We start from the raw sequence: 11,673 nt of genomic DNA, 5'->3' as shown, positions 1-11,673 counted from the left end.
CCCTGGGCTTTCGGAACCTGACTCACTACATCGCCCGCGCACTGCTCGAGACCGGCGGCTTCAGACCACAACTACACCCCGGATTGTGAAGAGCCAACTAACGCGACACCAAACTCGAGTTCGCGCGCGACGTAACAACCTCCATGATTCCAGAAAGGCCGTGACAGCTCTTACCGCTAAACCGAGCCGACGCCGGCGACAACATGACCCCGGTCGGATATCAGATCGACAAACCGGGAAATCGTTTCCCACAGACACGCTAAGAACGGGCCCGCATCACCTCGCGTCGCTAATAACGCGCAACGCCGATCGGCATCAGGAATTCGCGTTCGATTCCCCGGGAAACTGCAGAGCCAACTCCGCCACCCTTTGACGACAAACCCCTAGCAGGAATGTTGTAAGTCGGCGGACGTCATTAGGAGAATTCTGCAGTGAGTTCCAGCGTGGCGTGTCATCGTCAGCGAAACCCCAATTTCCCTCAGACCAGGCCACAACGTGAGTGAGGCGCTGAAGGGCAGAGCGGAACGCAAAATCATTCTTCAACTCGTCGACCGCCTTGCCTTCGGTCAATTCATCCATAACATATCCCATTGAACGAATACCAACGCCGTGCGTCAAACGAGATCGTCGCGGTGGCAAGCACCAGTCATCTTCCCAAAGCAACACGACTTGCTGCCAAAAGATCTTTAGGTGGGTAACCATGGTCTCGATGTCCCCACCTCCCGTCACGGGATCACGATATTGATAGAGGGCCCCCTCATAGAGACTATTCTCGATCATCCTCAGGACGCTATTATCCTTGATGTAGCCGTCCGGCGCAGTCGGCATCGAGATTCGGCCTTGGAAAGGACTGTCGCCATCCGTGTTCAATCGCATCATGAGTTGCGCAGGCAACTTACGTCGCGCATAGGCGACCGGAAGTTCACCAGTGGTGTCCGGAAGGAGTTCGTGGATCAGCCCCTTTGGCAGCGGCTTGGTATTGTTGACCAATATGAACTGCGCACGCTGGTCCTCGAGACCGCTGGCAATAAACCCGACCGCCGCAACCGGGAACACATCGAGTTCCGAATCACGAATTGCAGCTGAACGCTGCTGACCATCCACGATCAAGGCTGGCCGTTGCCCCTCCGAGAGCGAACGATCAACCGGGATATTCAGTTCACCCACGACTGCATGGCCGTTACTGGGCCCGGTCGCACGGAAGGACACTCGGTCGTCGAAAGCAAAAACGATCGCGTTGGGTAGCATCGCACCATCAGACTCAAGGTACCGGCGGATTGCGCGGACGTGAGTCAGTACTTCAGGTCGTTGATATCCATCCAAGCCGCTCTCGTCGCGATGCACGCGCGAGACTGCGGCGAAGTCGTGGATGACCTTGCCGTCCACGGCGAACGTATAGATGCGACGTGACCCTTGGGAGATCTCAATCGCGGGCAAGCGCAGAACATGTTGGTCGCTCAAGAGCACTCCTTGAATCATCGGTATTGCAACGTGCGCATCTTGCGCTCGAGCACCGATAGGTTATGGAAACCGCGACGCTTATTTCGCTCGGTCCCTCTGAAGATGATAATCTCTATGCCGTGCTCACCACACAACGAACAAGAACAGTTCCGCCAGGGCGCCTCCCCCAATGTTCGGGCGTACTGATCGATGTAACTCTTCTTGGATCGACTCACCATCTCGTACTCAGCAAGTGCCTTCAGCGCTTCTTCGACAGTGCGAGTGCCCGCATCTAGTCCACGGAGCGCATCAAGAGTCTCCCGTTCGGCGCCTAGGGCGTCGCGCCCTGACACCTTGCCGGCGAGGATGGCGCGCTTGAGGGCAGGGTTGCCATCGACTTGGGGCACGCGGATCGCCACGTACGCGGTCTTCTCAGTGTGGTAGTTCTTGCGGTCGTCCATAAAGGCCTGCCGGAACGGGCTAGTGCTGTCAAAACTGGTAACACCGTGCAGTGCGAACTCGTCCATTGAATCGACTCGGGTGACCCCAAGGAGATGGAACTCTGTTGTATCTAAACGCACCGCATCAATTTCGTTTAGGCAATCCAGAATATCTTGAGTCTTCAGCGGCACCATCCCTCCGAGCGCGATTCGCTGATAGCCCATTTCTTGCAGTTCTGCGACAGACCGAGCGTAGCTCGCGGGTGACCAACCTTGGGCCGCGCCGACCGGTTGAAACACCGAGCTTTCATACGACCTACTTGCGTCAAGGAACTTCTCTCCGAAACGTAAAGAGACCGCTTGACGCCTCTTCCATTCTGGATCCGCGGTCGCCTCTACGGCATTCCGGTCATACGCGAGGATCACGTGGTCAACACTTACGCCGGCTCGAAAGCCGCACCCAACGTAGAAATCGAGCACTTCTTCAACGGTGTAGGGCGGTTCTTCCTCGTCGACATAGTTGAATGCCCCACAATCGCCGAGAGTGACGACATTATCCGGAAGTCGAAAGAACCGCTGAACACCGAGACGATACAGACGATTGCGCTGAGCCTCGCTATACTTTCCGGAGCCCCTGACCGAGCCGTCAACAATCGCTTTCGACACGAGCATCCCGTCATATGGGCGTTCGTCGAGCACCTCGTGGGCATACAGATCATCGCGCTGTCGCACACGAAATGGACTGTATTCATCGTGAATGAAGTCATACGTTGGCGAAACAAGGTCCTGACTATCTGGAAAGTAGAATTTCATCGCACCTTGCTCCGTGCTTCGACATACTTGCGGACAAGGTAGTTTGAGAGGTTCGTGATGTGGCGGGGGACATTCTGCAACTCGTTCCAATGGAGACCCAACTCCTCCCACTCCCCTTCGGTCCAACGGCAGTGCGGCGCGATCCGACTGAGTTCGCGACGCACCGCAATCTCTGCGTCATCGGATGTGGGGTCAATATGAGCGACGACACGGTCCATGAGGCGGGACATTGAACGGATGCCAACCCCTCCCATGAGGCGGGAGTCTGCGGGGGCCAAACCCCACGCGTCGGGGAACAGGTCTCTTACAGCACTCCAGTAAGCGATTAGGAGTCGTATGATGCCTTCTGTGTCCGTCGTCCCGGTTGCGTAATTGCGAAAAGGGAAGAGTGCTCCCGACGGGGCTTCGAGAGACTCACGCAGAGCCTCGATGAGACTAGTGTCCTTAACTCGTGTCTGAGTATCGCCCGGTTCCGTCGACGCTCGCTTGATCAGGCCATGGAACGGCGACGATGGATCCTGATTGAGTACGTCAACGAGCGCCGAAGGCAGTTTTCGCGCTGACATCCGTGGCGAGGGTGCTGCAACGATTTCAGGAAGCAGTTCAGTTACCAAATTGCTTGGCAAGGGCTTCACAGTGTTAACACGCAGGAACTGATCGCGCTGTAATTCCAGACTAGGCGCAACAAAGCCTGCGACCAGAATGGGTAGTTTCTGATTTCGGGTCTGGGCAAGCGCAAGGCTACGTTGCTGGCCGTCCACGATCCACGCGGGCCGCGGGGCGTTCTTGTCACTTGGCAACGCTATCTCCAGGGTCCCCGCCGTCGCGAGCCCGTCAGAGGCTCCCGGTCCCCGCGATGAGCGGAAACGGACTGTGTCAGGAAGCGCCAGGATCAGCGCGTTCGGGAACAGCACGTCATCAGAGTTGAGGTAGTCGAGGATCTGTCTTACGTGCTGTCGCGTCTCAGGCCGCTGGTAGCCGATCAGCTTGCCAGCTTCATCACGCGAGATTCTTGCAACGTCAGCAACCTCCCTAATTTCCTCGGCCGCGAGGGTAAACACGTAGAGTGGCACCGCGTCGTTTTGATGGACACGCAGCGCACGCCGTTCGATCAGTCTTCCGTCTGCAGCCATCACTACCGCTCCGTCGCGAAGCCGAAGAGGCGAGCGAAGCGCTTCTGCTCGCAGGCGAATCCACTGTCGCGCAGAATTCGCAGTGCTCTCGACGCCGAGATCTGTTCGTCGACCGAGAGCAGTGTCTCGATTTTGCGAATAACAAGGTCGTCGGTAAGAGTCTGACGACCCCATGCCTCGGGGCGCTGTACAACCCGCTCCCACGCCGTCCACTCTGAAAAGAGCCGTGTGTCCGTTAGTGCCCTGCCGTTCAACTTTTCGAGCCATGCAGCAGCCATTCGCTGGTTGAGGCTCATCGCGCTTCCGCCAAGGGCGGCCCGCAGGTCCCGGTTTGCGGGCAACTGTGCGGTGCCACCAACTGCGTGACCGCCGCCAACGACGAGCACCTCAGCGCCTCGCGCGGCCAGTACTGCCAACTCTGGAGCAAGTGGAGACGCATAGGCAGCCGACAACACAACAAGTGTCGGGGCTACAGGCAAATCGGGAATTGAGAGTGCATAGGGAAGGTCGGCTAGCGCCTTCCACCAGGTGCTACGGCTAGCATCGTCGGGCGCCACCGAATCGTCATGCCCGCTCGAGAAAGTCGCCGAGTAGGACGGGGCCTCGTAGTCGAGGACTCGGAGACCAATGCCCGCACTCGCCACGTAGGTCGTCGGCGAATAGCCTGCCATTCGAGCGTGATACGCGAGCTCCATCGAGCGCTGCCACGCCTCGCCCTGGTACAACTCGCGCAGGGGCCGCCGAGGAGCGCGTGACGTACGCAAGCGGGCACGCCAGAGGTCGGACCGCAGTGCCGTACCCTCCGCCGGCAGGTCGCGCACCCTCAGTTCAGGGTCGATGGGTAGTGCCTTACGGCCAGTGCAGGTGACGACGATCGACAACTCCCGCACTACAGGCCTCCCGTGGACTTGGAAACTGCTCCTCCAACGCGTGCACTCCGCGCTGCAGTAATCTTGCTGACGTAGGCTATCGTAACTGCAGTGAACAGAGGAGCCGTCATGCACAAGCCAGCGATCGTACTGCTCTCCGGAGGGCTCGACTCGACAACCGTCCTGGCGATGGCCAAGGACGAGGGGTACACGCCGTATGCACTCTCGTTCCGGTACGGCCAGCGCCACGTCATCGAACTCGCCGCCGCGGACCGTGTCGCACGCGCCCAGGGCGTCGCTCGACACGTGATCGCCGACATCGACCTCCGCGTCTTCGGTGGATCGGCTCTCACCGGTGACATCGACGTCCCAAAGCACGACTCTGCCGACAATCTCGACGCGGACATCCCCGTGACCTACGTGCCGGCCCGGAACACCGTCTTCCTCTCGTTCGCCCTGGCATACGCGGAGACAGTCGGGGCAAGCGACATCTTCATCGGCGTAAGCGCGCTGGACTACTCCGGCTACCCGGACTGCCGCCCGGAGTACATCCACGCATACGAGAGTATGGCCAATTTGGCAACACGGGCTGGCGTCGAGGGTTCGAGGCTCACGATCCATACGCCGCTCATCAATCTGACGAAGGCTCAGACTGTCGAGGCCGGTCTCCGCCTGGGCGTCGACTATAGCCTGACATCGTCGTGCTACGACCCCGATCGCCAGGGTCGCCCGTGCGGCCACTGCGACTCCTGCTTGCTGCGTCTCAGGGGGTTTGCAGAGGCCGGCACCACCGATCCGCTGGAGTACCAGTCGTGAGGAGAGCGTCGTGACCTACAAGGTCAAGGAGATCTTCTATACCCTGCAGGGCGAAGGTACTCACGCCGGAAGACCCGCAGTGTTCTGCCGCTTCACCTCGTGCAACCTCTGGACCGGTCGCGAGGAAGATCGCAGCCGGGCAATCTGCAAGTTCTGTGACACCGACTTCGTGGGGACCGACGGGCCAGACGGCGGCAAGTTCGCCTCGGCCACGGAACTCGCGTTGGCCGTTGCGAGTCTCTGGCCCCGCGACGCTGGCGGTCAGCCGATGGTCGTATGCACGGGGGGCGAGCCCCTTCTCCAACTCGATCAGGCGGCGGTCGACGCATTCCACGCCGAGGGGTTCTACGTTGCCGTCGAGACCAACGGCACCCAAGTGCCCCCGACCGGAATCGACTGGCTATGCGTGAGTCCGAAGGCCGGCGCGCCGCTGCTTGTCACCGCAGGAAGCGAGTTGAAGCTCGTGTATCCGCAATCCGGTGCGGAACCGACCAAGTACGCGCACCTCGACTTCAAGACGTTCCGACTTCAGCCAATGGACGGGCCTGACATCGGTGAGAACACGAAGTCCGCTGTCAAGTACTGCATGCAGAACCCGACCTGGAGCCTCAGTATGCAGACCCACAAGTACCTAGGGATTCGATGACTATGGAACTCTTCAAGGAGTTCACCTTCGAGGCGGCCCACCGCCTCCCGAGCGTTCCCGCCGAGCACAAGTGCTTCCGCCTCCACGGACACTCGTACAGAGTGCGGATCGAGGCCTCTGGACCTATTCATGCGGATCTGGGATGGGTCATCGACTTCGGCGACATCAAGGCCGTCTGGCAGGAACTCGACGACGCCCTCGACCACCGGTACCTCAACGAGATTCCTGGGCTGGAGAACCCTACGAGCGAGATCCTCGCAATCTGGATCTGGGACCGACTGGCGGAGCAACTGCCCCGCCTGCTGTCAGCCGTAACGGTCCAGGAGACGTGTACCTCGGGAAGTACCTATCGGGGCACAGCATGAACTCGCCACGGCCAGTGAGTTCGGAGCACGAGATGACGGCCCGACTCAAGTCGAACTCGGTCGGCGATTCTTCAGCAGAACTCGCGACTGATGCGTTGCCGGTGCGGCGCCTCGGGCTTGGCCTCATGCTGGCTTTGGCCGCGTTCATCGGCGCCGTGGTGACTGCGAACGTTGTCACGTCTCACATGGGCCTAGTGCCGGTTGGGTTCGGCCTCCTCGCCCCGGCGGGGACCTATGCGGCAGGCGCGGCACTGCTCGCACGAGACTTCGTCCACAAGCAGGGCGGGCGTCGCTGGTCACTCGGCGCGATCGGTGTAGCGGCGATCTTGTCTTGGTTCATGTCAACGCCCGAGATTGCGATCGCCTCGGTGGCGGCGTTTGTTGTCGCCGAACTCGTCGACCTCTGCATCTTTGTGGCGGTTCGTCGCCGAGGCTTCATACGCGCCGCCTTCACCTCGAACCTCATTTCAGCCCCTCTCGACACCTTCGTCTTCCTGACAATCGCGGGCTTCCCGCTGACGGTGGACACCATGCTGGGGCAGATTGTTGGGAAACTCCTGTGGGCGACCGCTCTGCCGCTCGCCATCTACGCGCTCGTGCGGTGGACCTGGCAACGCCGGAGCGTGGCGTAGCAATACTGGCGCGATTTGGGCTACCCCGTTGCCACGTTTGTCTCGCCTCGGGTCTGATGGATGCTCTCCTTCCTCGAGAGGATGAATGTCATGGGAGCGTCGAAGGAGTACCCGAACAACCTTCGGGATCGAGCGGTCCGGTTGACGGTCGGTCCGCGGCGTGATCCGGTCGGATCGGCGCGATGAGCAGGGTCGATGAGCAACTGGGGATCAACCCCGAGATGCTGCCTAGCTGGGTCAACCAGGCCAGGGTCGGGGCTGGCGACCGGCCCGGGACCACGGTCGGCGATGGGCAGCGTCTGGCCGATCTGGAGCGCGAGGACCGGGATCTGCGGCGCTCGAGCGCGATCTTGAGGTCCCCAGCGGCCTTCTTCGCCGGAGCTTGACCGCCCACGATTACGCGTTCGGGGTCGAGCCGATCTGCGGGGACCTGCAGGTTGCCCCCATGCTTACTACGCTCACCGCACGCGGCCACCGTCGGCCAGGTCGCTCAGAGACGCGGCCACCGCGACGGCGAATGCAACCGTTCACGAGGACAACTACGACGTACCAGGTCCATACCAAAATCCGGCTGGACTACCCGGTGGTGCGGTGCACCGCCGAGCGACTGATGCGCGCGGCGGGCCCTTAGTCTCCAGCGCCCGCTTCGTCAACCCGGTCAACAGCCCGTCAGGGCCGACCATTCTGATCCCCGCCACCGTCGCCTGCGCCACCAGTTGCTACGCCAGCGCCTGCTCGTCGTCGGCGAGCGTCACGGACTCGATACTCTCGGCCGCACCGCTTGCTTCACCGTCAAGCACCCGCTCGGCGTGTCGGGCCAAGGCCCACCACCGCCAGTCAGCCAGATCAAGTCACGCGATCTCCGCCAATTCACCCGCCACGGTGCGTCCACCGGCGCAACTGCTCGCTACGATGGCCGAGCCGCTGAGTTGGGGTCTCAGAATCGGCACATCGTTGCACAAGGGTCGGGCGGGCGCCTGTCCGGGTTGGGGCGGCGGCACCGGCAAGGAGAATGCGCGTGGCGTTCAAGATTGGCAACTCCGCAACCTTCAGCGGTACGCCTGGGATCGGCCGGATCGGGGACGGGCATGACAGCTGAGGTGCTCTGTCCACTGTGCGGTTCCGTGATGCTGATGCATTTTGCCTCCCGCGGACGCAGTGCCGGGCACACCTTCTGGGGTTGCTCGCAGTTTCCGCGTTGCCGCGGATCACGGAACGCTGACGGCAAGGTGCCACAGCCTCGTCAACCGCGGAAGCCGGCGAACACCGCGCCCACTAGTTTGACCGGACGGCGTACCAGGTCCTTGAGTCGTGGCGACCTCTTGCTGTCCTCGGGCAACCGTTTCGGCCCCGGCAAACTCCTAGCCAGGGAGGGCGACAAGCTCGTCCTCGAGTACTTCGATGCGCCCGGGCAGGCGCCGTCGGACCGCTACCGCGAGGCGGTGTTGCGGGCCAGCCTCAGCCGACTACCCCTGTCGCCCGAGTTGCGTGTCTTCTGGCAGGACGAGAACGAGCGTTGGCGCTCCGGGCGCATCATCGAGACCAGCGAACACAATGACATCTACGTGCGGGGTCACGAATGGGAGGGATTCGTTCCAGAGGAGCGACTCCACGTGCGCTGGGACAAGCCGCTGGCCGATCCGGTGGGGTTTGGCGAAGCGGGCATGCTTGAGTCGCCGATGCTCACCGAACTGCGTCTTCCGTTCCTGCGCAGCATCCTTCAGCAACGCTCGGCAACCCACGGCATGCGTGCAGTGCTGTCGAGTTGCATCGAACTGCACCGTCACCAGGTGGAAACCGCATGGCGGGTCCTGCAGGACCCGGTCCAGCGCTACCTCCTCGCCGACGAGGTCGGGCTCGGAAAGACCATCGAGGCAGGCATCGTCATCCGGCAGATGCTGTTGGATAAGCCGGAACTGCGCGTTCAACTGATTTTGCCGCCGTTCCTCCTCGAGCCGTGGAAGCGTGAACTGACCCGAAAGTTCCGCGTGCACGACTTCACTCGGGCCCGGGTCCGGTTTAGCAGGGACGACGAGCCGAACTCCTGGGCGGAATCCGACCTCGTAGTGGTCGACGAGGCGCACAACCTCGCCCGGATGTCGACCAGCACCGATCCCGTACTGTTGGCGCGTTTCGAGCGCCTCCGCGAGGTGGCCCTGGCGAGTCCTAGGTTATTGATGCTGTCCGCGACGCCCGCGCTGCACAACGAAGACGCGTTCCTGGCGATGCTGAAGTTGCTGGACCCTGCGGTGTACGCCGACACCACCGCGGTGCAGCTACGCTCCCGTCTGGGGGCCCGCGCCGGGCTAGGCCGGGTGTTCCTCGGTCTGCAGCCCGGCCTGCCCGGCGTCCTGCTCAACGGGCGCTTGACGGAAGTTCAGGCTGAGTTTCCGGACGACAAGGAACTCGCCACGATCGTCGCCCGCACACGGGAAGCCGTCGCCGAACAGGATAAGGACCAGACCGCAACGCTGATCCGGGCCCTGCGCACGCACGTTGCCGAGGTATATCGCGTTCATCGCCGCATGCTTCGGACGCGCCGAACCACCGCCTTGGAAGGGACCTACAGGGTCTCAGGCCGCCGAACTCCGGAGCCTATCCTTCTCGAGTCTTCAACGGACGGCGAGGTCACCGAAGCGCTTGACCGATGGCGGGAGCATGCCTTAGCGACGGCAGAGGGTGACACATCAGCAATGACCGCGACCGGGCGCGCCTTCGCCGAGGCGGTCTCCTTGACCTTCGATCCAAGTGCGCTGCGCGTCTGGTCCGCCCACCGGGCCGCCGGTGCGGTTACGGACGACGAGCGGTCAGCGCTATGGCGCATCGAGCAGGATCTGAGCTTTGCCGATCGCCGGGTGACGGTGAGCCGCCCGTTCGCCGAAGCGCTGAGCGATCTCATGACATCGAAGGAACGTGCAGTCGTATTCTGCCCGACCTCAGAACTAGCGGAGGAAGTAGCCGAGGAATTGGAGGGCGTGGTCGGCGCCATGTCCGTGTTCCGCCACCTGAGCACCGATGCTAGCGAGCAGACCGAGCGCGCCGTGCGGACCTTCGAGAGCATCCGCACGACTGCGATCCTGGTCGCTGACTCCTCGGCCGAGGAGGGCCGGAACCTGCAGTTCGCCGACGTCCTGGTGCACCTCGGCCTTCCGGGAGGAGCGAATCGGCTGGAGCAACGCATCGGGCGCTGCGATCGCTGGTCACCGGACGGATCCGAACAGTGGCGGTCCCACGTCGTCTCTGGAGACCGGGACAATTCCTACGCTGGCGCGTGGACGCACATACTTGCCGAGGGCTTCGGCATCTTCGACAGTTCGGTGGCGAGCCTCCAACAAGCCGTGGAAAACGCCACGGACGAGGCGTGGCGCATCCTTCTCGAGCGGGGGCTTGACGGTGTTGACGTGGCTGTAATTCGCGTCCAGGAGTTGCTCAGCGCAGAGATCGAGCGGGTCCGAGAGCAGGATGCTCTCGACAGTTTGGAGGCCAGCACCGATGACCGGTCGGTGTACGCGCAGATCGCGGAGGTCGAATCCAGGGCCCCGGCCTTCGCGAAGGTGAGCGATGACCTCCTGGCAGCAAACAGCGCTGCGGGAAACCTCCGGTTCGAGACGACGGGTAACCCCGTCGCCGGCCTGGGCGGTTACGAGGTAATCGGCCGCCTGCCCGGCAGACAGGCACAGATCCCGCTGATTCCTGCATCGCGACTGATCCGTGACTTCCTACCGATCAAGGGACATCGAGGGACGTTCGTGCGCCACGTTGCTCTGGAGGGCGAGGACGTTCATCTCTACCGCTATGGCAATGAGTTCATCGACGCGGTCAGCGACTTCCTCTGGCACGACGACCGAGGGCGCGCATTCGGCATGTGGCGCTGGCTGCCCGATTGGGAGCGTGACGACACCCCCGTCTATCGGTTCGACTATGCCGTCGAGGCGAATCCGCTCGAAGTACCCACCCAGAAGGATCCACGGAGCGACTTGGCCATCGTCCACGCGGGCGTCGACCAACTCGCACTCACCCGCCGCGCCGACGGCATCTTCCCGCCAATCATCGTGAGCGTGTGGACGACGGCCGAGGCGCGTGAGTTGACGACCGAGGTACATCTCAGTGCCCTCGCTGCTCCTTACGCGAAACCGGGCCCCAGGAGTGAAGGCGGGGATTACGCACTCAACCGGGCCCGGATCGAGCACGCGTACGAGCTTATTCCTGCCGCAAGCTGGGGCCGGTCATGGCGCACAGCAGAGGCGGCTGCGCAACGATTCGTCCGCGACCGGGACGACGTCCGCACTGCCATTGACCGGGCTTCCGCGATCGCGGCCCGGGATGCCGCAACGCGGCTCTCGCAGTTACGACTGCGAGCCGCGCGCAGTTCGGGATCGGAGTTGAGGCTTCTGGAGGAAGAGCTCCATCGCGAGCAAGTGATCGCCGGCGCTATGTCCGCCGCGGTGGCAACTCCTACCCTCCGACTCGACAGCACCGGCTTGGTCGTGCTGTCCGGACGATCGCTGATGAGTTGACC

At 62.2% G+C, this 11,673-nt stretch carries 10 protein-coding genes; 6 read left to right on the top strand and 4 right to left on the bottom strand.

The genetic code is table 11. From position 1 onward, the window contains the following. Positions 1 to 315: 315 nt before the first annotated feature. Genes dbpB (ACFWGN_RS04025) through ACFWGN_RS04010 form a run of 4 tightly spaced genes read right to left on the bottom strand, consistent with a single transcriptional unit; the run spans position 316 to position 4,497 of the window. Positions 316 to 1,461 carry a DGQHR domain-containing protein DpdB gene (gene dbpB / locus ACFWGN_RS04025; protein WP_377615780.1) on the bottom strand — a complete coding sequence of 382 codons (1,146 nt, stop codon included), beginning with the start codon at positions 1,459 to 1,461 and terminating at the stop codon, positions 316 to 318. Positions 1,462 to 1,475: 14 nt separating this feature from the next. Continuing rightward, on the bottom strand, positions 1,476 to 2,693 hold the full coding sequence (gene dpdA, locus ACFWGN_RS04020; RefSeq protein WP_377615779.1) for a tRNA-guanine transglycosylase DpdA: 1,218 nt from the start codon (positions 2,691 to 2,693) through the stop codon (positions 1,476 to 1,478). Next, positions 2,690 to 3,826, bottom strand: a complete 1,137-nt coding sequence (gene dbpB, locus ACFWGN_RS04015; RefSeq protein ID WP_377615777.1) for a DGQHR domain-containing protein DpdB — start codon at positions 3,824 to 3,826, stop codon at positions 2,690 to 2,692. The genes dpdA and dbpB (ACFWGN_RS04015) overlap by 4 nt, the downstream gene beginning before the upstream one ends. A gap of 2 nt (positions 3,827 to 3,828) precedes the next feature. Continuing rightward, positions 3,829 to 4,497 (bottom strand): hypothetical protein, encoded by a 669-nt coding sequence (locus ACFWGN_RS04010; protein WP_377615776.1) that lies wholly within the window; start codon positions 4,495 to 4,497, stop codon positions 3,829 to 3,831. Between the two features lie 309 nt (positions 4,498 to 4,806). Here ACFWGN_RS04010 and queC point away from each other — a divergent pair, with 309 nt between their 5' ends. The 6 genes from queC (at position 4,807) to dpdE (ending at position 11,671) form a co-directional block, all read left to right on the top strand. Beyond that, positions 4,807 to 5,511, top strand: coding sequence for a 7-cyano-7-deazaguanine synthase QueC (gene queC, locus ACFWGN_RS04005; protein WP_377615775.1), 705 nt, complete (start codon positions 4,807 to 4,809; stop codon positions 5,509 to 5,511). 10 nt (positions 5,512 to 5,521) lie between these two features. Beyond that, the gene (gene queE, locus ACFWGN_RS04000; RefSeq protein ID WP_377615774.1) at positions 5,522 to 6,157 is read left to right on the top strand and encodes a 7-carboxy-7-deazaguanine synthase; all 636 of its coding nucleotides are present in this window, start codon (positions 5,522 to 5,524) and stop codon (positions 6,155 to 6,157) included. After that, on the top strand, positions 6,154 to 6,522 hold the full coding sequence (gene queD / locus ACFWGN_RS03995) for a 6-carboxytetrahydropterin synthase QueD (protein WP_377615773.1): 369 nt from the start codon (positions 6,154 to 6,156) through the stop codon (positions 6,520 to 6,522). The genes queE and queD overlap by 4 nt, the downstream gene beginning before the upstream one ends. A gap of 32 nt (positions 6,523 to 6,554) precedes the next feature. Beyond that, positions 6,555 to 7,154: a VUT family protein gene (locus tag ACFWGN_RS03990; RefSeq protein WP_377615772.1), complete on the top strand. Its 600-nt coding sequence runs from the start codon at positions 6,555 to 6,557 to the stop codon at positions 7,152 to 7,154. Positions 7,155 to 7,336: 182 nt separating this feature from the next. Next, positions 7,337 to 7,540, top strand: coding sequence for a transposase (locus ACFWGN_RS03985; RefSeq protein ID WP_377615771.1), 204 nt, complete (start codon positions 7,337 to 7,339; stop codon positions 7,538 to 7,540). A gap of 936 nt (positions 7,541 to 8,476) precedes the next feature. Then, positions 8,477 to 11,671 (top strand): protein DpdE, encoded by a 3,195-nt coding sequence (gene dpdE, locus ACFWGN_RS03980; protein ID WP_377615770.1) that lies wholly within the window; start codon positions 8,477 to 8,479, stop codon positions 11,669 to 11,671. The last annotated feature ends 2 nt before the right edge of the window (positions 11,672 to 11,673 follow it).

This window comes from Oerskovia sp. NPDC060338 (assembly GCF_042726295.1).
Classification (GTDB): Bacteria; Actinomycetota; Actinomycetes; order Actinomycetales; family Cellulomonadaceae; genus Oerskovia; species Oerskovia merdavium.
The sequence above is the reverse complement of the archived record's forward strand: the minus strand, read 5'-3'. Positions and strand labels throughout refer to the sequence as shown.